General features: G+C 68.4%; 28 protein-coding genes and 5 other RNA genes. 27 read left to right on the top strand and 6 right to left on the bottom strand.

Annotation, left to right across the window (positions count from 1 at the left end):
• The first annotated feature begins 38 nt into the window (after positions 1-38).
• The 25 genes from ACZ4MU_RS06435 to ACZ4MU_RS06315 all read left to right on the top strand — a co-directional run bounded on the left by ACZ4MU_RS06435 (position 39) and on the right by ACZ4MU_RS06315 (position 12363).
• Complete coding sequence (locus tag ACZ4MU_RS06435) at positions 39-482, top strand: hypothetical protein (RefSeq protein ID WP_467871678.1); 444 nt, start codon at positions 39-41, stop codon at positions 480-482.
• Between the two features lie 1328 nt (positions 483-1810).
• Positions 1811-2095: a hypothetical protein gene (locus tag ACZ4MU_RS06430; protein ID WP_467871676.1), complete on the top strand. Its 285-nt coding sequence runs from the start codon at positions 1811-1813 to the stop codon at positions 2093-2095.
• Between the two features lie 96 nt (positions 2096-2191).
• Positions 2192-2452, top strand: a complete 261-nt coding sequence (locus ACZ4MU_RS06425) for a hypothetical protein (protein WP_467871674.1) — start codon at positions 2192-2194, stop codon at positions 2450-2452.
• A gap of 45 nt (positions 2453-2497) precedes the next feature.
• Positions 2498-2562: hammerhead ribozyme type II (locus ACZ4MU_RS06420), an RNA gene on the top strand.
• 41 nt (positions 2563-2603) lie between these two features.
• Positions 2604-3254, top strand: a complete 651-nt coding sequence (locus ACZ4MU_RS06415) for a hypothetical protein (RefSeq protein WP_467871671.1) — start codon at positions 2604-2606, stop codon at positions 3252-3254.
• A gap of 15 nt (positions 3255-3269) precedes the next feature.
• Positions 3270-3337: hammerhead ribozyme type II (locus ACZ4MU_RS06410), an RNA gene on the top strand.
• A 19-nt stretch (positions 3338-3356) separates the two neighbouring features.
• Entirely contained in the window at positions 3357-3791 is a 435-nt protein-coding gene (locus tag ACZ4MU_RS06405) for a hypothetical protein (RefSeq protein ID WP_467871668.1), read from the top strand.
• Positions 3792-3873: 82 nt separating this feature from the next.
• An RNA gene (locus ACZ4MU_RS06400) (hammerhead ribozyme type II) lies at positions 3874-3939 on the top strand.
• Between the two features lie 17 nt (positions 3940-3956).
• Entirely contained in the window at positions 3957-4460 is a 504-nt protein-coding gene (locus ACZ4MU_RS06395; protein WP_467871665.1) for a hypothetical protein, read from the top strand.
• Between the two features lies 1 nt (position 4461).
• An RNA gene (locus tag ACZ4MU_RS06390) (hammerhead ribozyme type II) lies at positions 4462-4530 on the top strand.
• An 18-nt stretch (positions 4531-4548) separates the two neighbouring features.
• Positions 4549-5289: a DUF2786 domain-containing protein gene (locus tag ACZ4MU_RS06385; RefSeq protein WP_467871662.1), complete on the top strand. Its 741-nt coding sequence runs from the start codon at positions 4549-4551 to the stop codon at positions 5287-5289.
• 80 nt (positions 5290-5369) lie between these two features.
• Positions 5370-5768 carry a hypothetical protein gene (locus ACZ4MU_RS06380; RefSeq protein WP_467871660.1) on the top strand — a complete coding sequence of 133 codons (399 nt, stop codon included), beginning with the start codon at positions 5370-5372 and terminating at the stop codon, positions 5766-5768.
• Positions 5769-5777: 9 nt separating this feature from the next.
• A complete protein-coding gene (locus tag ACZ4MU_RS06375) occupies positions 5778-6020 on the top strand; it encodes a hypothetical protein (protein ID WP_356450172.1) in 243 nt (80 codons plus the stop codon).
• On the top strand, positions 6017-6442 hold the full coding sequence (locus tag ACZ4MU_RS06370) for a hypothetical protein (protein WP_467871658.1): 426 nt from the start codon (positions 6017-6019) through the stop codon (positions 6440-6442). The genes ACZ4MU_RS06375 and ACZ4MU_RS06370 overlap by 4 nt, the downstream gene beginning before the upstream one ends.
• Positions 6443-6548: 106 nt before the next feature.
• On the top strand, positions 6549-6785 hold the full coding sequence (locus tag ACZ4MU_RS06365) for a hypothetical protein (protein ID WP_467871655.1): 237 nt from the start codon (positions 6549-6551) through the stop codon (positions 6783-6785).
• 56 nt (positions 6786-6841) lie between these two features.
• Positions 6842-6909: hammerhead ribozyme type II (locus ACZ4MU_RS06360), an RNA gene on the top strand.
• A 34-nt stretch (positions 6910-6943) separates the two neighbouring features.
• On the top strand, positions 6944-7303 hold the full coding sequence (locus tag ACZ4MU_RS06355; protein ID WP_467871652.1) for a hypothetical protein: 360 nt from the start codon (positions 6944-6946) through the stop codon (positions 7301-7303).
• Positions 7300-7500, top strand: a complete 201-nt coding sequence (locus ACZ4MU_RS06350) for a hypothetical protein (RefSeq protein ID WP_467871650.1) — start codon at positions 7300-7302, stop codon at positions 7498-7500. Before ACZ4MU_RS06355 ends, ACZ4MU_RS06350 begins: the two co-directional genes overlap by 4 nt.
• Positions 7500-9728, top strand: a complete 2229-nt coding sequence (locus ACZ4MU_RS06345) for a deoxynucleotide monophosphate kinase family protein (protein ID WP_467871647.1) — start codon at positions 7500-7502, stop codon at positions 9726-9728. The genes ACZ4MU_RS06350 and ACZ4MU_RS06345 overlap by 1 nt, the downstream gene beginning before the upstream one ends.
• A 27-nt stretch (positions 9729-9755) precedes the next feature.
• The gene (locus ACZ4MU_RS06340; protein ID WP_190415544.1) at positions 9756-9929 is read left to right on the top strand and encodes a hypothetical protein; all 174 of its coding nucleotides are present in this window, start codon (positions 9756-9758) and stop codon (positions 9927-9929) included.
• Entirely contained in the window at positions 9929-10357 is a 429-nt protein-coding gene (locus tag ACZ4MU_RS06335) for a hypothetical protein (protein ID WP_467871645.1), read from the top strand. The genes ACZ4MU_RS06340 and ACZ4MU_RS06335 overlap by 1 nt, the downstream gene beginning before the upstream one ends.
• 11 nt (positions 10358-10368) lie before the next feature.
• Entirely contained in the window at positions 10369-10605 is a 237-nt protein-coding gene (locus tag ACZ4MU_RS06330; protein WP_467871643.1) for a hypothetical protein, read from the top strand.
• Complete coding sequence (locus tag ACZ4MU_RS06325; protein ID WP_467871640.1) at positions 10602-10889, top strand: hypothetical protein; 288 nt, start codon at positions 10602-10604, stop codon at positions 10887-10889. The genes ACZ4MU_RS06330 and ACZ4MU_RS06325 overlap by 4 nt, the downstream gene beginning before the upstream one ends.
• Positions 10886-11068, top strand: coding sequence for a helix-turn-helix domain-containing protein (locus ACZ4MU_RS06320; RefSeq protein ID WP_467871638.1), 183 nt, complete (start codon positions 10886-10888; stop codon positions 11066-11068). The genes ACZ4MU_RS06325 and ACZ4MU_RS06320 overlap by 4 nt, the downstream gene beginning before the upstream one ends.
• Positions 11069-11103: 35 nt before the next feature.
• Entirely contained in the window at positions 11104-12363 is a 1260-nt protein-coding gene (locus ACZ4MU_RS06315) for a tyrosine-type recombinase/integrase (RefSeq protein ID WP_467871635.1), read from the top strand.
• Positions 12364-12604: 241 nt separating this feature from the next.
• Here the strand turns inward: ACZ4MU_RS06315 and ACZ4MU_RS06310 are convergent, their stop codons facing one another.
• The 5 genes from ACZ4MU_RS06310 to ACZ4MU_RS06290 all read right to left on the bottom strand — a co-directional run bounded on the left by ACZ4MU_RS06310 (position 12605) and on the right by ACZ4MU_RS06290 (position 17568).
• Positions 12605-12868, bottom strand: a complete 264-nt coding sequence (locus ACZ4MU_RS06310) for a type II toxin-antitoxin system RelE family toxin (protein WP_467871633.1) — start codon at positions 12866-12868, stop codon at positions 12605-12607.
• Positions 12861-13130: a type II toxin-antitoxin system Phd/YefM family antitoxin gene (locus ACZ4MU_RS06305; protein ID WP_019434848.1), complete on the bottom strand. Its 270-nt coding sequence runs from the start codon at positions 13128-13130 to the stop codon at positions 12861-12863. The genes ACZ4MU_RS06310 and ACZ4MU_RS06305 overlap by 8 nt, the downstream gene beginning before the upstream one ends.
• 94 nt (positions 13131-13224) lie before the next feature.
• Complete coding sequence (locus tag ACZ4MU_RS06300) at positions 13225-15105, bottom strand: DNA/RNA helicase domain-containing protein (RefSeq protein WP_467871631.1); 1881 nt, start codon at positions 15103-15105, stop codon at positions 13225-13227.
• A gap of 110 nt (positions 15106-15215) precedes the next feature.
• Positions 15216-17273, bottom strand: coding sequence for a DUF2075 domain-containing protein (locus ACZ4MU_RS06295; protein WP_467871629.1), 2058 nt, complete (start codon positions 17271-17273; stop codon positions 15216-15218).
• Between the two features lie 166 nt (positions 17274-17439).
• Entirely contained in the window at positions 17440-17568 is a 129-nt protein-coding gene (locus tag ACZ4MU_RS06290; RefSeq protein WP_467871627.1) for a DUF6408 family protein, read from the bottom strand.
• A 391-nt stretch (positions 17569-17959) separates the two neighbouring features.
• Between ACZ4MU_RS06290 and ACZ4MU_RS06285 the strand changes: the two genes are divergently transcribed.
• Positions 17960-18835 (top strand): carbon-nitrogen hydrolase family protein, encoded by an 876-nt coding sequence (locus ACZ4MU_RS06285; protein ID WP_467871624.1) that lies wholly within the window; start codon positions 17960-17962, stop codon positions 18833-18835.
• Between the two features lie 52 nt (positions 18836-18887).
• Here the strand turns inward: ACZ4MU_RS06285 and ACZ4MU_RS06280 are convergent, their stop codons facing one another.
• Complete coding sequence (locus ACZ4MU_RS06280) at positions 18888-20072, bottom strand: pyridoxal-phosphate dependent enzyme (protein ID WP_467871622.1); 1185 nt, start codon at positions 20070-20072, stop codon at positions 18888-18890.
• Between the two features lie 161 nt (positions 20073-20233).
• Here ACZ4MU_RS06280 and ACZ4MU_RS06275 point away from each other — a divergent pair, with 161 nt between their 5' ends.
• Positions 20234-21484 carry a DUF4190 domain-containing protein gene (locus tag ACZ4MU_RS06275; RefSeq protein ID WP_467871619.1) on the top strand — a complete coding sequence of 417 codons (1251 nt, stop codon included), beginning with the start codon at positions 20234-20236 and terminating at the stop codon, positions 21482-21484.
• Positions 21485-21486: the final 2 nt, after the last annotated feature.

The raw sequence follows: 21486 nt of genomic DNA, 5'->3' as shown, positions 1-21486 counted from the left end.
GCTTGACTGGTCAAGGCGTTGACTGGCATCCTGGCGGCATGACGGAACACGAAGCTCTCATCTTCGAGTACACGATCGTTGGCCCCGACCCCCAGGTCGTTGACGGCCGGGAGATCGCCACCGGCATCGCCGCGGATTGGACGGGGACCGCTCACGACCTCGGCCGCGACATCCTGAAGCGCTGGCTGACTGACCCTCCGGCCGAGCACGCTGAGGAACACGTCCTGGCGGTGGAGGTGACCGGCACGAACGGCGCCTACGCCGCAGTCGACGACCCCACACCGGCCGAGCCTTCGGTGCACGCTCTCGAAGTGGCCATCGAGGCAAAGCTCATCGCTGACCACGCGGCAGAACAGGCCGGCAAGGAGCTGGTGGAGGCGATGCGCGAGGCGAACCGAGGGGGCCTGTCGAAGAATCGCGTCGCCGACAAGGCCGCCCGCGTTATGTCCCGACCGACAGCACTCAAGGCGTTGAAGGGGTGAGGCAGGACGGAGAGGGCTAAGGGCCCGATCCCTGCGCCCGTCGAGGCCCCGTTTGCCCAGGTGGCAGCCGGGGTCTCGGCCGTTGGTCGACCCTGGAACCGTGGCAGAATCCGAGCGGCTAAGACATGGCGGTCCGGCCGCTCGCGTACCGGGGGTCATACCCCCACCCACCCGGCGCACCCCGCCAACCCGCATGAGAACTGGACGTGACCAGGCGAACCGGACATCTTCCGTGTGCGCGACGCGCGGCGCAGTGGAACGCGCGCCTCATCCGGGCCGGGGCATGAGCAGGCCGGGCCGGGCGCGCTTGCATCCGGGCATTCCGGGCACGCGAGGCGAGGATGAATCCGGACAATGCGGAAGACTATTCGGACATCGCGGACACCGAGCTTGCGCCGCTTGGTTCAACTAAGCCAATGTCTGACCCGTCGCCACGACGGACACCGCAGCGGCCGACCGAGACACGAAGCCATGGAGGCGGGACCCGGACGGCCAGCGAATGGCCGGTGTGGGGACGCCGCGAGTAAGCCGAAAGGCCAACTTGCGCCAACGAGGACTGGCCCGCTAGGGTCGGGGCTCACCGCAGAAACCCCAGCTCGTAAGGGCCGGGGGGCGCGGGAACGAAGCCGAAAGGCGAACTTGAACCACTAGCCCGGACCTGATACGGTTCGGACCGAAGCGGAAGGCCGGGGCTCGCAAGGGTCACGGAGTCCGCTTCACTCGAAGCCGAAAGGCGAACTTGAACCAAACGGCGAAGATCCGCTAGGGTCGGAGCCACCGCGAGGCCCCCAGGGGTTGAGCGGATGACCTTCACGCCAGCATCCGGGCATCGGGTGCACCACCGCCGGGTGATCGGCGGGCCCCCTTCCAGGTGGCTGACTACCTGGGGAGGAGTAGGGCGGGCGGCAGGAAACTGCGGCCGGAAGTGCGGTGACTCGCCAGGGGAAAGACCTGGTAGGCGCGGACGAAAGCGGCCCTTCGGGGTGGTGAGTAGAAAGCAAGCTGCTGTCCCTTGAGAACTCAACAGTGAACGCGAATTTCCGCAGCGGACTGGAGCGCGAAAGCGCCCGTCACCAGCCTCGAATGCCCACGTGGGGCGGGCTGGGCTGCGATGGATAGATGACTGCGAAGGTGCGTGAGGGCCGCGACTGCGGCAGAACTCCGCACCCGACACCTTGCCTACAACGAACGTGTGAGCACCCGCCGGGCTTCGGCTCGGTGGTGTGCTGAGACCCAATCGCCTTCGGTCGGTTGGGTGCCAGCACTCCATCAAGAGGTGGGGTGTACCTCCAGGCCGGCATGTCCCGGCCCGTATGAGAAGAGGACACATGTCCAGCACCACGTTCAAGGCGTACCCCGGTGTGAACCTGAAGAAGGTCACGGATGCCCAGGACTGCGACTTCGCGGTACAGGCCGAGCGCCTGGCGGAGCGGCTGTTCGCTGTCCAGCGCGAGCTGGATGCGACGCGGGCCGAGCTGCGCCAGGAGCGGGAAGCGCACGCGGTGACCACCCTCGCCTCCATCCTGGAGGAGGCGGTGCTCCGTGCTGAGCGCGACGAGGCGCGGGATGTGGCCGACATGCTGACGGTCGCCCTGCTCTCGATCCTGCCGTGACGCCCTTCTTTTCGGCGCTGATTGGCTAACTTGAACCACGAGGGCCGCCCTCCTATACGAGGTGGGAGGGCGGCCCCTCATGAGGGATGGGTCCAGATGTCTGAAGTCGGGTTCAAGCCGGGACGCCAGGGGAGCGTTCTCCACGCCCTCGACCACGTGTCGGAGTCCGCTCCGATGGCGCGGTGCGGGGACGTGATCGAGATCGCCAACCCCGCGCCGAAACCAGGGGAGTTCAAGCGGTGGTGCCGCCTGTGTCTCCTGCCTGCTGACGAGATCGAGGTGAGGACGGCGAACATGCTGCGCCGATCCGAGTCCGGCGATCTCGTACCGGCGAACGGTTTCCGTCCCCGCTCGTAGCGGGGTCTGGGGGACAGGTCTGCCCCGCGGCCGGCCTGTCCCTCGTGGCGAAACGCTCGAAGTCGAGCGTCGTCACGGGGTGGTGCCCGTGACCTGACGAGTCGGTGATGTGCCGACGATGCCAGCCGAACGAACACGAAAACGAGGCAACATGAACGCGAAGATCGTCCCTCCGTCCGAGGCGGCGTACAACCTGATGTTGATCGTTGCTCAGCCGTACCCCGGTTGTCCGGGGGCGACTCAGACGACGTATATCCAGGAGTACCTTTCCGAGGAGCCGGACGACGTTGAGCTGTTCGTACCCGAAGGGTGGGAGCTGCTCGAAGATGAGTCCGAGGAGATCGTTCGCGGAGCCCACAACTGCGACTGCTGCGGTAACGCGGTCTACGGTCGCCGTTACTGCGAGGGCTGCAACCGGGACGGCGACTGCGACAGCTCGCAAGCCGCGCACTGCTTCACGGGCCACTGTGACGGCACGGGTTGCACATTCGAGGGCGAATGCGAGCCTGCGCACGAGATGCGTGTCTGGAACGAGGTTGCCGAACTCCTGGGGCACTGGGAGGTCAAGGCCGAAGCGTCCGGCCGCGTCCGGGTGACGCAGCGCGAGGGGTACGAGAAGGACGCCGAGTCGGTGTTCACGTCCCTGTGGTCTGCCTGGCAGTACGCCCAGGGCTGTGCCGAGATGCACGCGCAGATCCTTCGCGACGAGTGCGAGTGCGGCGAATCCGATTGCGGAGTGATGCACCCGCATGGAATCCACGTCCAGGAGGTCACGCACAATCACGATCTTTCTCGGGCCTGAAAGGCTAACTTGAACCGGCGAAACACCCTGAAAGGGGGTGTCCATCGGGAGTGGTGTCCCGGTGCTGACGATGCCAGCCAAAGCACGCAGAACACACCGCACGTGAGGCATGAAATGCGAATTCCCTTCATCACGAACTGGGTTCAGCGCCGCAAGCTCCGGGCCGAGGTCAGCCGCCTGGCCTTGCACGCCTTCTACCACTCCCTCGACGAGATCGATGCCCTGGAGGCGCTCCTCGAAGCGGAGCGACGCAAGGCGATGGAGGCCGAGGTGCAGGTCCGCGTGACGGCCCAGACGCACCGTGCGCTGAATTGCGCCGTTGCCCAGTTCGCCGATGCCTTCGACAACTCGCTTACCGCTCTGCACCAGGCCGATGGCTTGTCGTACGGCGAGGTGTCGGCGCTTTCCGCGCTGCTGGCTGCGGCTGGCCGCCCGGACGCCGGTGAGCTCTGGATGAAGCACTACGAGATGGGCAAGGAGCCGGACGAGTCGGAGGACTCGGACGACATCGAAGAGGCCGAAGTTATCGGGGCCTGAATCCCGAAATCCCAGGGGCCGGTCTACCCCCAGGCCGGCACTCCGCCCTGCCCAAAAACGGAAGGACACATGAAGTAAGCAATGGCGAAACCTCCAGAAAGGAGGTCCACCCGGAGTGGTGTCCGGGTGCTGACGATGCCAGCCGCATTACACGAAAGAGGCACCATGAACGCGGAAACCTACGGTCACAACTGCGGTGCGCTCGTTGCGCGTTACGCCGCCGAGCTCGATCGGGCACTACGCATCGAGATCGAACGGCTTGAGAACAACGTGATCGAGCTGCGGAACCAGCACCGCCGATTCTCGGAGAGGAACAACGGGCGGACCCTGTCCGGCATCTTCGACGTAATCCGCGAACGGAAGGCCGAAGCGAGCGACATGCGCGACGCTCGCGTGCGTCTCGGCCGGGCCGTCGACGAAATCGATTCCTGTGACCGTGCTATCGAATTCGTCGCGGTCTCGGGCAAGGCCGTGCACGTCGCCGTCATTCGGCGCCAAGCTGCCGACCTCGTGGAAGCAGACCGCCTCGCCCACGAATTCCAGGACGTGCAGGGACCTGCCCGTACATACATCGCCCAGGGGGCCGACGCGGCCACGAAGCACGCCAAGTCCCTTGCAGACATCAAGGATTGGCTCACCGAATTGATGGGCCATTCCCCGGCGAAGTAACCAGCGAAACACCTTCGAAAGGAGGTGTCGGGGCGGAGTGGTGTCCGCCTCCTGATGATGCCAGCCGCATTGCACGAAAGAGAGTCACATGTCCAACGAGGCAACCCTTGCCAAGATCCGCGCCATCCTCGCCAAGGCGGAGGACCCCGGAGTCACCCCCGAGGAATCAGAGGCGTACTTCGGCAAGGCCGCCGAACTGATGGGTAAGTACGGAATCGAGCGCGCCATGCTGGCCGCGTCCGACCCGACTACCGACAAGGTCATTCAGCGCACCATCGTGATCGAGGGTTCGTACGCTTCGGAGCGTCGACTCCTGGCCGCGCTGATTGCCAAGGCGGTTAGCGTCGAACCGATCCTGGGCCAGATGCGCAAGCGCGGAGAGAAGCGCTTCACGTACACGGTCGAGCTCTACGGCTTCGAGTCCGACATCGAGCGCGCCGAAATGCTCTACGCCTCCCTCTCGCTCCAGGCGTCCAACGGGCTGCGGGCCACGCGCCCCGAATGGTGGGAGTCCACCACCCTCGCCACCCACCGCAAGGCGTGGCTGCGCGGCTTCACGTACACCGTCGTCCAGCGGATCAAGGACGCCGAAGCACGAGCCAAGGGAGAGGCCGAGGCCGTGCACGGCACGTCCGTCGCCCTGGTCCTCGCCGACCGCGCGGCCATCGCCAAGCGGGCCGCCGACGAGGCGAACCCGAGCGGCGTCGGCGAGTACAAGCCGCGTACACGCCGGACCTCCGCCTTCGAGGAGGGCTCGGCCGCCGGTCGCCGGGCCGACATAGGCGCGAAGCGCGTCGGGACCCGTGCCGGCCGATCCATCGCGGCATGACGCCCACGCCTGCCTGACCACACCCGTATGCCCTGGGCCGCCCTGTCACTGGCGGGGCGGCCCCCTGCCCGAAAGGCACCATGCGCCGCGCCACCCTCATCCTCTACGCCGCCGCCAACTCGCGGTGCCCGGACCGCGCCACGTCGATGGCCGACGCCCGGATAGCCCTCTGCCTGGAGTCTGGCGTCCCCATGGAGGACATCGATCCGGCCTCCGGATGCAACCACTCCCGCAGCGCCTACGACCGCGCTCGGGCCTCCTGGGTCGACCTGATCCGCCAACACGGGGCCTCGGAGTTTCACGAGGTCCGCGACATCGAGTGGGCCCGAGAGCTCTGGGCCGAGAAGCGCCCCCAGTTCGTCGAGGGCGACGACTGGCTGAAGGCCGGGCTCGATGCCCACCGCGAGTTCATTGCCTCGCTCGGCCGCCCGTGCCGCCGGTCGACCTGCATTGCCCACGACACCCCTCCCGAAGCTTGAAAGGCCGACATGGACAACCTCCAGGACTCCATCCGCAGGGTTCTCAGCATGTGCCGCGAAGTCACCGTCTGGCGTGAGGACTTCGACCCCGGCACGGCCGAGTGGTACACCCTGCTCGCTCTCTCCCAGGAGACGCACAGGCTCCTCATCAGCCTCCCCGCCGAGCTCCTCCCCGAGGAGGAGCGGCCGAGCCCCGCCATGGCCGAGATCCTCGACGCCCTCCAGGACGCCACGAAGGAGGGAGCGAAGTGAGCTGGCGATACGACGTGTACGTCTGCCCTGACCCGGACGCGCCGAGTCACGGCCTCTATTGCCACGACGGCATGGAGCAGGTCGAGGGCACCTTCCACGACTACGGATACCGCGACGCCTTCAAACTCGCCCACGAGCGAGCCGAGGAACACGGTCACGCGGCCGTCTGGTCGACCTCACCCTTCAACGGGAAGACCGCGCTCGTCTATCAGCACATCCGCGGTGGCGGCCCCTGCGAAATCTGCCCACCGAAGGTGCGCGGCCGGGGCCCCTGGACGGACCACATCCTCGGTGATCGGTTCATATGCGAGCGGTGCGCCGCCCAGTCACGCCGGGAGTGGGGCAAGCGCCACGGTTGGCCCGCCTCGGAATGCCCCTGGTACTGGCCGGTCCTTGACCGCGCGCTGAAGGGCGCTTCATGACCGACCGCAACACCGAACCGTGCTTGGGGTGCGGCCTCGTGCCCGAGCTCCTCGACGAAGACCTCACCTGCACCCGCTGCCGCGCACTACCCCGACTGGAGAAGAAGTGACGACCGCAACCGAGCCCGAGACCGTCACCCTGACCGTTCGCTTCGAGGTCACGGAGACCACGATCACCGACGTGGAGGCCACCGTCACCGTCCCGGCCGACATCGCCGAGGACGAAGACGCCCTTCAGGACTGGCTCGACGAGAACGAGGACGAGTGGGTTGACGAGCTTGACACCGACGATGCGAACGACATCACCCGCGACGTGACCGACATGTACGGCACGGACCTCTGACTGTCTGCCCCAAACGCAAACACCCCTCCCCATACGAGGTGGGGAGGGGTGCCCGTGGGCGAAACCCGGTGGTGAGCCGGGTCGCGGGGGAGTGGTGTCCCCCGCCTGACGATGCCAGCCAAATGAACACGCCAGCCCAACGAAAGGCACGGTACCTGATGACCACGACTCACGGCGCCGTCGCGTTCAACAGCGACACAGCCCGATTCTTCACGAACGACACCTACCGAATCACCCTCCGGTGGGGCGGCGGCAAGGCCGCGGTGCACATCTACCAGCACCAGCCGACCATCGACTTCCGCCACGAGATCAAGTGGGCTGGTTCCCCGCACGAGGTCGATCCGGACACGCTCCTGACCGCCGTACTCGACCACGCCCACGATGCCGGCCGGGATGAGGCCGCCGAGCACCTGACCGTGCACGCCCTCCGCCAGGAGCACGAACCGCTCGCCTGGCACGCCCCCGTCGACATGCCACGTCGGCACCGCGAGACCTACGGCCTTGGGGATGCCGCGTGAGCACCACCACTCTCCCTACGAATGTGGTCCGCTGCGTCGAGTGCAACGGTCCGATCCGCCACATCCACCGCAGTCCCTACGAGTGTGACGACTGCGGACGCCACGTCTACATGTACGACGGCCTGATACGTCCTGGCTACCACTGGGAGATCGTCGGCGACTGGCTGACCAGCGTCGAGACCGTGGACGTGGACTGATGCCCCTCACCCGTCTGGACACGGCCGGGGCCCTTGGAACTCCCGAGGAACTGGACCTCAGCAACATGTCGCCCGAGGAACTGGAGGAACTTGCGGCCCCCTGGCCTGTGCACTGGCTCTTCCCGCCCGAGCCGGGTGATCCCGATCGGGTGGTCAACCTCTTTGCAGGGCCCGGAGGTTGGGACGCTGGCGTCCGGGACGTGCTTCGACATGACCTCGATACCGTTGGTGTTGAGATCCACAAGGACGCTTCGGCCACTGCTCGTGCGGCCGGATTCAACCGGATCGTCGCTGACGTTCGATCACTGGACCCGAGGCACCCGGCCCTCCGCTGGGTGCGCGGGCTGATCGTCTCCGCCCCCTGCCAGTGCTGGACTCCCGCCGGAAAACGCGCCGGACTGGACCCCGCAAACCAAGACCTCCTGCTCGACGTATTCACGATGGCGTTCGAAGCGACCTTTGGGCACTGGCACGACAGCGGAGAGTGCGGCGCCTGCGAGTTCGCCGACATCTGCCTGATCTGTAGCGACCCCGACTGGGACGGTTACGCGGGGTTCACAGGCCCCCTGCTCACCCTCGACGAAGTGCGGGCGCCGATATCCGGGATGACCGATGAGCGGATCGGCCTACTCGCCGAGGTGCTGATCTGGGCGCTCTCCCTGACTGCCCAGTGGGACAACCTCCGCTGGCTGGCCATGGAACAGAGCTCGGCCCTGCCGGAGAACATCCTCGACGGGCTACGCGAAGAACTGTGGTCGGCGGACTGGTGCAGCGCGGAATATCGCGTCCTGGACGCCGTGGACTATGGCCTCGCCTCACGTCGCAAGCGCACCTTCCTCATGGCGGCCCGACACTCCTACGTCGACATGGAGGCCCTGACCCCGAAGGAGCCGATCCCGACCACCACGGCCGCCGAGGCGCTCGGCTGGCCCGAAGGCATCCGCGTCAACACCAGAGGAGTCCGCAAGACAGCGGGCGGCAACTGCTGGTCGGCCGACAAAGCAGCGACCGGCATCACCTCGAAAATCCGCGGCTGGTACTGGGAGCACGACAAGGACCGCCGATTCTCGCTCGACGAGGCCGCGCTCCTGGTCGGCTTCCGCCCCGGCTACCCCTGGACCGGCTCCCGCTCGTCCTGCACGCAGCAGATCGGTGATGTCGTCGCCCCTCCGATGGGCTGTGCCGTGGTGGGCGCCCTTCTCGGGGTGACATGGGAACCCCAGCTCCGCGCGTACCTCGCCGAGATCTACAACCACCCCGCCGCGCCTGCGGCTGCGAACGAAAAGAGAGACACCGTGACCATGAAAGTCAAGCTCACCAACCTCAAGGCCGGACAGCGGGTCCGCGCGGTCGGCCGCGACACCCGAGGCCACACCGTCACCCGAGAGGGCTACCTCGTGGCGGACCCCATGCACAAGACGGCCGCCTGGGACGGCACGCGAACCAAGGTCATCCGACTGCACGTTGACCCGCGCCTCGAAGCCGCACCCACGCGTCAGAACTGGGTGACGATGCTCCCGGAGTGGGAGGTCGAGCTCCTCGAAGCCCCCATGGCCGACCCGATCCCGGCCCCCACGCCAGACGCCGAGCAGAGCACCCAGGACGAACCCCCGGCCGTACGACCGGCCGCTCCCCTCATCGGCATCGCGGGCGCAGCCCGAGCGGGCAAGGACACGGCCGCCCAGGCGCTCGCCGCGCTAGACGGGGAACGCGCCTGGCAGCGCCGAGCCTTCGCCGACCCCATGAAGCGCTTCCTGTACGCGCTCAACCCCATGATCGACACCGTGGAGACGGCCGAGCCTGACGGCCTGGCCCAAGAGGTCGACAAGCACGGGTGGGAGCGGGTGAAGGACTTCAGTTGGGATCTCCGGGGCCTGATGCAGCGGTGCGGGACCGAGGCCGGCCGGACCGTGCTCGGCGAGGATGTGTGGGTGAGGGCCCTCTTCAACGACCTGGAGCCTGACGCGCCGACAGTGATCACGGACGTGCGCTTCCCCAACGAGGCCGAGGAGATCCGGAAGCGCGGCGGCATCGTCATCAAGCTCGTCCGCCCGGATCAGCCAGCCATCCGCGAGGCATCGCACAGCAGTGAAACGGCCCTCGATGGGTGGGACTTCGACGCGGTCCTTGAGAACACCGGTAGCCCCGAGGAGCTGGGCCGGGAGGTGCTTCGGGTGATCTCCGCGCACCTGAATGGCAAACTTGAACCTGCGGCCTTGAAGGGGTAAGTTGAACCAGGAAAGAGGAGGAGCCCCATGGCCACCATCACGACGCCGGAAGACCTGAATGCTCTGCCCATCGGAGCCGTGTTCACCGACGCCGAAGAAGACACCGCCCGCAAGATCGACACAGACGCCTACCTCGTAACCGGGGTCGGAGCAGCCGTCACGTCCCGCTTCTTCGCCTTCCCGGTGAAGATCCACGACTGATGCGACTGACCCCCCGCAAGGAGGAGGTCGAAGCGGTCAAGGCACTGCTGGAGGACCCCGACTTCAGCAGTGCCGACCAGATGGCCAAAGCGGTCATCAAGCAAGTCGCCGACATCCTCCAGATGCGCGACTGGGTGGCCCTCGTCCACACCTGGAGTGACGGAAGCCGCGGGCTGAACTGGGCGCCGTTCGGCAACGAGGCCGAGGCCAAGAGTTTCGCCTCCAAGCTCGCCATCGGCGGCACAGGACGACTCGTCAAGCTCAACAGCCCCGGCATCACGCTCGCCAACATCGACGGCAAGAAGGGCTGGAAGGGCTACTGCCAACACCCCGAGTGCGGACACGCCCCGTTCACCCACTCCGCCGCCAGCGCCGCCCGAGGCGCCTGCCAGATACCCACCTGCCCATGCAGCCGATTCGAGAAGTGAGGACAACCGCCGTGAGCATCAGATCAGTTGAGTTCCGCACCTGTCCGTGCGGCAACAAGCGCGCCTACGAGGACGAGCGGGCAGCCGAAAAGGCCCTCGGCCGTGCTCAGGCCATGCGGCACCGCGCGGTCGACCGCAAGGGCTCCCGGCGTGGCCTGTACCGCGAAAACCGCTTCTACGAATGCGACTACGGGATGTGGCACCTGACCGCGCAGTCCCGTGCCGACTACATCGGGGCCGCCGCTTGAAGCACAGCGAGAAGGCCATGGCGAACGGCTGGGGCTGGGTCCTCGGCGTCTCCGGCCAGGAGTGTCGGGTGTACTCCCAGCCCGGCCATGCCCCGGTTGAGGACCCGAAGGAGCTGCTCGCCGAGGCGGCCAAACTCCTTGGTCTCTCCGATCCGGCGCTCGTGCCGGCCCGCATCCGAAGGCTCAAGGCAGACCAGAAGCGCGCGCTGAAGTCGGCGGCACTGGCCTGGGAGACAGTGCACTCGCTCACCGACGCACAGCGAGGCGAGAGGCCCGCCCGTTGAGCCAGGGCGGCAGTAACCGGCTCCTTACGCCGGAAGAGGTGGCCGCGTGGCTCAAGGTCAGCGAGACCACCGTCAAGAACAAGTACCGGGCGTGGGGACTGCGGCCCCAGAAGGTCGGCCGCCTCCTCCGATTCCGTGAGCGCGACATCGTCGCGTACCTCGACGAACACTACGGGTAACGGCACAGCCCTGCCCCAGCACGAAAGGGGGCCACATGGCGACCGTTTTTCAGAGATGCAAGACAGATAAGCGAAGCCCGCTCTACCCCTGCGAGAAGGTTCGCTGCGGCCACGACTGGACCGTCAGGTACAGGGAGCCGGGCGGGCGCACCGCTCGGCAGCGGGAAGAGAGCTTCACCAAGAAGACGGCGGCGGACGCCTTCGCCAACAAGGTCGAGAACGATAAGGACCACGGAACCTTCATCGACCCGCAGGCCGGGAAGATCACGGTTCGAGCCTACGCGGAGGACTGGCTGAACCGCCGGGTGATCGGCGACTCCACGTACTCGAACTACCGGGGCTTTATCGACACCCACCTCATACCCCTGCTCGGCCGGAAGACCATGGCCGGAGTCGCGAAGCGGGACATCGAGCACTTCAAGGCGGCCATCAGCAAGAAGCTCGCGGCCAGCACGGTCCACGACCGCATGAAGCTCGTGAAGCACATGTTCTGGTCGGCCAAGGAAGAGAAGGTCATCCAGGAGGACCCGACCAAGGATGTGAAGACCGCGCCAGGCAACCACGCGGTCGACGAGGACGAGATCCCCACCCTCCCGGAGGTCCGTCTGCTCCACGAGCACATGTCACCGCAGTACAAGCTCACAGTCTGGCTCCAGGCCGGAGTCGGGCTGCGAGTGAGCGAGGCCCTCGCCTTCCACACCGGATGTCTGCGCAACGACGTGATCCGCGTCCGCTGGCAGATCAGCTCAAAGGCCCACCGCGACGACTGCAAGACCCGCTTGGTGCCGCTCAAGCATCGCGAAGAGGGCGAGTACCGCGACGTACCGGCGGCCCCGTTCGTCTGCGACGAGATCAATGCCCACGTCGAGCTGTGGGAGCCGATCCCGCTCACATTCCAGAACGCGGCCGGGAAGTCCCGGCAGGTCGCGGTGTTCTTCGCGCCCCGCGAGCGCGGGAAGGGCACCATGCCCACCGCCAACACGTACAGCTACCACTTCAAGAAGGCGTGCAGACTGGCCGGGCTCGTGGACGCCGATGGTAAGCCGAAGTACCACCCGCACTCGCTCCGCCACTTCTTCGCTTCGACCGCCCTGGCGGCCGGCATCCCGATCCACGAGGTCTCACGGTGGCTCGGCCACAAGTCGATCAAGACCACAGTGGACATCTACGGGCACCTCGTCCCGGAGGCGTGGGACCGTTGCCGTGCGATCATGCAGAAGGCCATCGGGCCGGTGCCCATTGAGGTCGAGAGCGAGGCTCCAGAAGAGCCCGGCGAGTACGGTCCGGCTGCCTGATGTGCTGGGTGTGCTGGTTAAGTTCCTACCGTGCTGGATCTGTGCTGGATGCGATCTTCAGAAGCCACGTTTTCGCAGGTCGCAGCTCTGTGTCAGACGTTCCGGTTCAACGTGTGAGCGGATGAAATAACGCCGCGTCGCCGACGTCGGCAAATATGCAGGTCAGAAGGGGTCTGGCTCGATCGAGTCCGGCCCCTTCGCCTTCACCGTGCTGGATATTCTGATGTGGAGTCAGCGGCAATCAGGTCTCGTAGACATTGGACCGGTGCCCCACGTGAACGACCCAGACCACCAGCTCCCCGTTGTCGATCGTGTAGACGGCGCGATAGTCGCCGACGCGCAGCCGGCGTCGTTCGGGCTGAGACGCGAGTGCGGTGCTGTTGAAGCCGAGTGGGTCTGTCTCCAGCTCCGTCAGCTTGGCCAGGATGCGCAGCGCCATGTCGCGGGGGATCTCGCGAAGCTCAGCCTGTGCCTCGGGACGGAAGACGGTTCGGTACTCACTCACCGCGCGCCAGCGTCTCCCTCATGATGTCCTCGATCGGGATGCCGGGCGCGGGATTGGCCATGCGCTCGTCGATGATCCGGTTGATCTCACGCTCTTCCCACTCCTGGTACTTGCGCAGCACCTCGATGGAGACCACGGCGGCGACTTCCTTGCCCCGGCGCGTGATCACCGTGGGCACGTCGTCGCGGTCCGCGCGCTCCACGACCTCCGCCAGGTGGGCGCGTACATCGCGGATGGACTCTATGGGCAGCGGCTGCGTCATGGGCTCAAGCGTACCGAGTGTCTCATGTGTACACAACGGCAGGGCTCGTCTGGCCCGCCACTCGTGACGATGCGAGCGTGGCCCCCTCCGTGGGTCACACGGACGTGAGGCTCGACACCGCGCCCGCCAGCTCCCGCAGCTTCTCGCGCGTCTCGGCGTCGGTCGAGTACACCACCGTGCCGATCATTCCCCGGGTCAGCAGGACCTTGTACGTGTTGCGGATCAGCCGGTTCACGTCCGCCTCCGGAGTCGACTTCTTGAAGACGGGGTCCTTGGACGCCGTGCGGTCGGTGACCCAGCGGTTGCCGCGCCACACCAGATCCGGGCCGATGATGACGCCGCTCCAGTCGTACTCGAAGCCCTGTGCCGTGTAGACGCAGCCCACCTGTCCGAAGCCGGCGGGGTCGGTCGCCCACAGGGCGGCCGGAGGCGCGCCGTCGACGGCCCGGTCGCCGAAGACGTTCCAGGGCCGGGCCCACTCGCCGATCACGACATCGGCCGGCAGTGCCTGCCCGGGCGCCACCTTCTTCGTCCACTTCCAGCAGTAGCCCGCGGACATGCGTGCGCTGTACTTCCGCGCGCGGCGCTCGTCGAGGAAGGCCTCCATCTCCTGCGGGCTGTCCGCCAGCAGGAGCCGCATCTTTCCGTCCGGCTCCCAGACCACGGGGCCACCCGGCTCGAGCCCCAGCAGCCGTACCACCCACCGCAGATACGCGTCGCTGCCACCGCACCGGAACTGGCTGTCCAGTGGCACCACCTGGCAGCGAATCCCCTTCTTCGCGGCGGCCGCCTCGATCTCCGCGACCGTGCCCATCTCGCCGGGCCGTACGACCTGGTGCTCATCCAGCAGGAACACCGGGACCCGCGCGGCGTCGATGAGTTCCTCGATCTGGGGTCGGCCGGTGCGGTTCGCTGCCGAGGTGTAGCGGTTGGCCGAGGTCTCGCGTATGCGGTGGGCCTCGTCGCAGATCAGGACATCGAGGCCGTTGCGCTCGGCGGTCATGAAGCTGTTGAAGTACTTGAAGAGGTCCTTCACCTCACGCTTTCGGGTACCCGCGACCTTGCGCATGGTGGTCGTGAACGAGCTGGAGCCCGTCGCGTGCAGCGCGGTGACGCCCTGACGGTAGAGCTCGCCGAGGAGCGAAAGCGCGATGACGCTCTTGCCGGTTCCCGGACCGCCGGTCACGACCACGACTTCCTTGTGGTCGGCCCGCTTGGCACGGCGGACGGCGTTGAGGACCTTCCGGTACGCGATCTGCTGCTCGTCCAGCAGCACGAACTGCTCGCGCTCGCGCACCTCCTGGGCGGCCACCGCCATCAACTGCCTGGACGGGCCGATCTTGCCGCTCATGAGCTCGTCGGCGGAGCCCGCGCCGGACGCGGTGCCCAGCCTGGTGCGCAGGTAGTCGATGAACTCCCCGCGGCGCGCGCCGATGAAGAGCCGGCCGTGCTGGTTCTGCTCGGCTTCGAAGAGCCCGCTGACTCCGAACTCTGTGGCGTTGTGCAGATAGGCGGCGCCGCTGACGCGTTCCGGGTGCCCGGCCAGGGCGCCGTTGAAGGAGATGAGGTACTCGCAGTATCCGCGCACCTGGTCGACGGGGTTCAACACCGCCCTGGTGTACGCGTCGACCCGGCACAGCGACGGATCGTCGTCGTCCGGTTCGGCGCTGCTCCACTGCTTCAGCTCCACCACGACGTATGACGGCACACCGGTCTCCGGGTGCACCCCGGCGAGCACGGCGTCGGCCCGCTTGCTGTTCAGCGGCAGCCCGTACTCCAGGAGCATCTCCACCTGTCCGAGCCCCGCGTCGTTGAGCGCGTTCGCCAGGACAGGGATGCTCCGCTCCCACGAGCGGACCTCGGACGGACCCGGCTTGCGGCCGTGTACGTGCACGAACTGCTCCGTCAGACGGAAGAAGAGAGCACCGGACAGGCACTCGGCGGCGACCGCGGCGGCGGAGTCGCGGAACAGCAAGGCATGCCCCCAGGCAGCACGAAGGAACTCGTGCGGGTGGGGGCATGTCCTCGGTGACTCCGCCGGGCGGAGCGGAAGCCCGGCGGGCCGCAGCTACGACGGGATCAAGGTTACCCGTGACGTCTGCCGTAGGCGGGGGGCAGTTGCGATCCCTCGGCGGTGAGCTGCGGCTGGGCGCCGTCGTAGTGCTGCATGCCGATCGTGCCCGCGATGAGCCTGCGCAGTTCGTTGTGGGTCGCCGGGTCCGTCGCGTAGACCACGGTGCCGACGACACCGCGGGTGAGGAGCACGTGGTAGGCGTTGCGGACACACCGCTCGACGGTCGCGTCGTCGATTTGGCCACGGAAGGCGGGGTCGTGCGATGCCGTCCGGTCCACGGTGAACTTGCCGTCCCGGAAGAGCAGGTCGGGGCCGATGATGACGCCGTTCCAGTCGTACTCGAAGGTCTGCGCCGTGTAGACGCAGCCGATCTGCCCGATGCCGCGTCGGTCGGTCGACCACAGGTCGGACCTGGGCGCGTCCGGAACCTGGTGCTCCGGCTTGACGTTCCACGGCCGGCGCCAGTCCCCGATGTGTACGTCGTCGACGAGCCGTTCCCCGTCCGGGTTGCTCCAGGGCCAGCAGAAGCCGGCGGTGATACGTGCGGTGGCTCCCGCGAGGCCACGTTCCTTGATGAACCGCTCCAACTGCTCCGGGGAGTCCGCGACCGTGAGCGTCATCCGTCCGTCCGGTCTCCAGGGCATCGGATCGACGGTGTCCAGGCCCAGCAACTGCCGGACCCAGTGCTGGTACCGCTTGCTGCCACCCGCCCGGAAGGTTCCCTCCAGGTCCGTCACTTCGACCAGGCAGCCGTCGTCCTCGGCAAGCTTCCTGAGGTAGTCCGCGGTGCCTACTTCGTCGGGACGGATCGACTGATGGTCGTCGAGCAGGAAGATCGGCACCTTGGCGGCCCGGATCACTTCTGTTGCCTGCGGTCGGTTGTCGTCACGCAGTTCCTTCGGCGTCCAGCGGTGGGTCGAGCTGCGCCGCATGCGGTGCGCCTCGTCACAGATGAGGACGTCGATGCTGTCCGGCGGGGTCTCGCCGAAGCTGTTGAAGTACCGGTACAGCCGGTTGGCCGCGCGGCGCTTGTCCGCCAGTCGTCCGGAGCGCGCCGTGCTCAGCATGATCTCGCGCAGCGTCTCCGTGTACGCGTGGGATCCGCTGGCCAGCACGGCCTCACGGCCCTTCAGTCCCAGCGCGCGCTGCAGCTCCAGGGCCACGGCGCTCTTCCCGCTGCCCGGGCCGCCGCGCAGGATGTAGACGCGTTTGACGCCTTGGTCGGGGACGGCGCCGTGGTCGGTGTCGGGGTCGTAGAACAGGTCCGCGCCGGAGCCGGTGAAACGCGCGGTCTTCTCCAGGTGCCGGGTGATCCGGTCGACCGCGACGTACTGCTCGTCGAGGAGGGTGAGGCCCCCGCCGACGACGGACCGCTGGCGGGCCACGTCGGTGACCTTGAGCAGGGGGTCGCGGCGTGCCTGCTGCAGTGCCTGGGCTGCCCGCTTCCCGGACGCGGCGGTGAACCTCGAAGTTAGCACTCTGCGGAACCGGGCAATGTCGTCGAGCGTGTAGAGGAAGCCGTGGTCCGTCTCGGGCAGACCGAACAGCGCCTCCACGCCCGCGTCGCGGGCGTTGTGAAGGAGCACGACACCCATCAACTGGTCCGGATTCTGCCGCAGGTGCGGCAGATAGCGCACCATGTACTCGCAGTAGCGCTGGACCTGCCGGACCGGGTGCAGCTTGTTCTTCCGGTCGCCGAAGCCCAGGTCGACGGCGATCGGGCAGCGGGGATCCACCGTGGCGTGCCGTACCTGCTTCAGCTCGACCGCGAGGTAGGAGTCCGTCCCCGTACCGGGATACTCACCGCACAGCACCAGGTCGACCGCGGAGTTGGTGTGCGGCAGGTCCACCTCGACCTGCACCTCAACCGCGTCGAGACCGCGGTCCAGCAGAGCCTCGACCACCACCGGAACGCTGTTGTTCCAAGCGGCCACATCGCCCTGACCGGGCCTTCCTCCCTTGACCCGGACATGCTCGTCGATCAGCAGCTCGGTGAGCGGGAGGAACGGCGACCCGGCCCGGGGCACGATGAGCCGGCCGAGCTCGGCCGCGGACAGTTGCAGGAGCACGAAGGTTCCCCAGGCACGAGATGACTCGTGCGGGTGGGGGCATGTCCTTCGTGACTCCCCTGGGGGAGCGCGGAAGCCCGTCGGGCCGCAATGACAGTCCGTAGGTTAACGCGTGCCCCTGCGGGGTTGGGGCGGGCCCCATCAGAGGCCCGCCCGCCGCCAGGGCTCAGCCGAGGCGGTGCACCACGGCCTGCGCCAGCGTCCACATCAGGTTAGAGCCGAAGCTCGCCGTGATGCCCACCAGGACGTCACGGACCCAGGTGCGGCGCTTGGGCGTGTACTCGACTGCAGCCATACGAATGCGTCCCCTTCGGTTGTGACCGGTGACGGTTGCCGGATGACTCCCGCCGGGAGCGCACCGAGGGTTCGCGTCACCGAACCGAAAGGCCTACGTCTTCGCAGGTCACGTCGCGCACATCCTCCGGAGAGGACACGCGGTGCGGAACAACGCTAGCTCACGACTGGGCTCTCTGGCCAAGGAGTTGGGACCGGTGGCGCGGCATCATGTGAGTACGCGGGACGAAGGGGGCAGGCGCCGAGGCGGGAGCGCGCTCTCAGGAGGGCGGCGACCGGAGGCCGGAGCCGTCCGGACCGTCGTTGCCCGGAGGAACCCGATTGCGGTGCCCGTGCGTCTGGCCGTGTCCCCCGCCTCCCGCCGGCGGCCCCGCCGTGATCGAATCTCCCCCGTGACCACCTACGACCTCCCCCCACACCCCCTCCGCATAGCCACCGCCCAAGCCCCCGTCGCCCCCGGTGACATCCCCACCAACGTCGCCACCGTCGCCCGGCTCGTCAGGGAGGCTGGGGCGGGTGGGGCTCGGGTTGTGGTGTTCGCTGAGAAGTTCCTCAGTGGGTATGAGCCCGGGCTCATCCGGGCCGAGCCGGAGCGGTGTGCCGTCAGTTGGCCCGAGGACTCGCGGCTCGGCGTTGTCGTGGAGGCCTGTCGGGAGAGTGGGGTCGTCGCCGTTGTGGGTGCCGCCGTCCATGACGGTGGGGAGCTGTATGTCTCCGCCCTCGTCTTCGACGGGTCCGGAGTCGTCGCGCGCTACGACAAGCAGAACCTCTTCAAGTCCGAGCGCGCCCTCTACCGGCCCGGCTCCTCCGGTCTCACCCTCGTCGTCGACGGGTGGCGGCTCGGGCTCGGGGTCTGTTACGACTCCGGGTTCCCCGAGCACGCGCGCGCGGCGGCGCTGGACGGGTGCCACGCGTACCTGGTGGGCGCGCTGTTCGGGGTGGGGAACGGGTACCACGAGTCGCGCGTGTGGTTCCCCGCGCGGGCCCTCGACAACACCGTGTACGCCGTCCTCGCCAACCACGTCGGGCGGACGGGGGAGTGGGAGACCTGCGGAGGCAGCGCGGTGTGGGGGCCCGACGGGCGGGTCGTCGCCGAGGCCGGGCCCCACGCCGAGGAGATCGTCCGGGTGGATCTGGAGCCGGAGGTTTTGCGCGCGGTACGGGACGCCGAGCCCATGCTCAGGGATCTGGGGGAGGGCGCCGGGGTGTTGCCGCCCCGGCGGACCGTACGCGTGGCCAGTGCGGCATCCCCCCATAGCCTTCAGTAACCGGAACCCCGGCACCCGCACCCCGCACCCCCGGCACCGCACCCCGCACCCCCTACCCCCCCACCCCCACCCCCGTCTTCAACCCCGCCCCGCACAACGGCACCACCGCGTCCCCGTCCCCCAGCGCCTCCGGCTCCGTGCTGACCGCCGCCCAGCACGCCACCCCCGTCGACTCGACGAACAGGCCGCGTGCCGCCAGGTCGCGTTGGGCCGCCGCGATCTGGGCCTCCGTCACCGTCAGGAACGTGCCGCCCGATTCGCGTACCGCTCGGAGGATCTGGCGGCCCCGGGGCGGGCGGGGGATCGCGATTCCCTCCGCCAGGGTGTCGGCCGCCGCCGTGGGGGTCGGCTCGTCCGCGCCCGCTCGGAACGCCCTCGCCAGCGGTGACACCGCCTCCGCCTGGACCGCGATCAGGGCCGGGCGCTCGGGGATCAGGCCGTGCGCGTACAGCTCCGCCGTGGCCAGTGCCGCGCCCAGCAGCAGTGTGCCGTTGCCGACCGGCACCACGAGCGAGGCGGGGAGGCGGCCGCCGAGGTCCTCCCAGAGCTCGTAGACGTACGTTTTGGTGCCGTGCAGGAAGTACGGGTTGAAGACGTGGGAGGCGTAGAACGTGCCGGGGGCGTCGGCCGCCGTCCGGGCGGCGCGGGCCGTGGCCTCCCGGTCGCCGGGGACGCGCTCGACCCGTGCCCCGTGCGCCGCGATCTGCTCGACCTTCTTCGGGGAGGTGGCCTCCGGCACGTACACCGTGGTCGGCAGTCCGGCCCGGGCCAGGTACGCGGCGAAGGACGTCCCCGCGTTGCCGCTGCTGTCGGCGATCACGCGCTCGGGCGCGAGGCGCCGGGCCAGCTCGGCAAGGACGACCGCACCCCGGTCCTTGAAGGAGAGCGTCGGCATCAGGAAGTCCAGCTTCGCCGAGACCGTGCCGGTCAGCGGTACCAGCGGTGTGCGCCCCTCGCCCAGGGTGAGCGGCGGCGGGCCGTCGAGCGGGAGGGCCTCGGCGTACCGCCAGAGCGAGTTCACCCGCCCGGCCAGGGCCTCGGGGCGCACGGCCCCGGCGGTGAAGTCCAGGTCCCACGGGCCCCCGCACACCGGGCAGCACCAGGGTGCGGCGGCCTCCACCGGCACCCGGGTGCCGTCCTGCGGGCAGCGGTACGCCGCCGTGGCGTCCACTCCGTGTGCTCCGCCCGCTCCGCCCGCGCCGGAAGAGGCGGGATACCGACTGTTCGTGTGTGTCATACAGCGACCCTAGAGCGTCGACGGTGACGACCCGTCAGGTTGCTGCGGCCGATGCCGCACGCTGCGGCGGAAGCCGGGGCTCCGCCGCGCGGCCGCCCCTCCCGCCCCCCGCGTACGATTCGCGCAGCAGTTCGCCTGACCTCGACGAGGAGCTCCCGCCCGTGGACATACCGCCGCCGCCCGCGCCCGAGCCGCCTGCGCAGCCGGGCCAGGGCCACGGCCCCGGCTGGCCGCCGCCCCACGCCGGACCGCAGCAGCCCTGGTACCCGTATCCGCAGCCGTTCCAGGAGCCGGCCGGCACCAGCGGTCTGGCCATCGCCTCGCTGGTCACCGGCATCGTCTGCTGTGTGCCGCCGCTCGGACTCGTCCTGGGCGTGCTCGCCCTGGGGCGGATCCGGAAGAAGGGGCAGCGCGGCAAGGGCATGGCGGTCGCCGGTGTGGTGCTGTCCTCGGTCAGCACCGTCCTGGCCGTCGTCCTCGTGGCGACCGGCGCGTTGAGCGCGTTCTGGGACGGGGTGCGCGAGGGCATCGACGACGCCAGGAGCACCCGCAGCACCATGGACCTGCGCCGGGGCGACTGCTTCAACGTCCCCGGCGGCGAACTGGAGGCCGAGGTCGTCGACGTGGTCGTCGTGCCGTGCGCCGAGCCGCACGACGGCGAGGTTTCCGGCTCCTTCAAGGTGGCGGGCACCTCCTTCCCCGGCGAGAAGGAGGTCACCGCGCTCGCCGACCGCCGGTGCTGGTACGTCGAACAGGAGTACGCGCTGGACAGCTGGGCGCTTCCGGCGGAGGCCGAGTCGTACTCCTACACGCCGAGCCGGCGCAGCTGGCGGCTCGGGGACCGCACCGTCACCTGCTCCTTCGCCACCACCAGCGGCAGGCTCAAGGGCTCGGTGCGCAACGACGCCCTACGGCTCGACGCCGACCAGGTGACCTATCTGCGCGCCTCCAACGCCTACGACCGGGTGCTGGCGGCCGGCCCGGACGAGGACCGCGTCGAGGACGATCTGCCGGCCTTCAAGGAGTGGGCCGGGCGGGTCTCGCAGGTGCTGGGGCAGGAGAGCGTCCGGCTGCGCGGGCGCGGCTGGCCCGCCGCCGCGCAGGCGCGGGTGAGCGCCCGTGCCAAGGAGATGGAGGCGGCGGCCGGGGAGTGGGCGAAGGCGGCCCGGGCCGCCGACGCCGACGCCTTCTCCACGCACTCGGGCGCCGCCGACAGCGCCCTGCGGCAGACCACGGAGATCGCCGCCCGTCGCGCCCTGCGCCTGGCGACCACCCCGCCGGACACCGACTCCGGCGCCGACGGCGGCTCCGACGGCACCGACAGCGGTGGCGCCGAGAGCGGCGGCACCGAGGACGGGTCGGGCTCCGGGCGCGAGGCCGGAACCGGAAGTGGCGGTTCCAAGGCGGTCTGAGA

Source organism: Streptomyces sp. NPDC026377, assembly GCF_055567715.1.
Note: the sequence above shows the minus strand (reverse complement) of the source record. Positions and strands in the feature narration are given on the sequence as shown.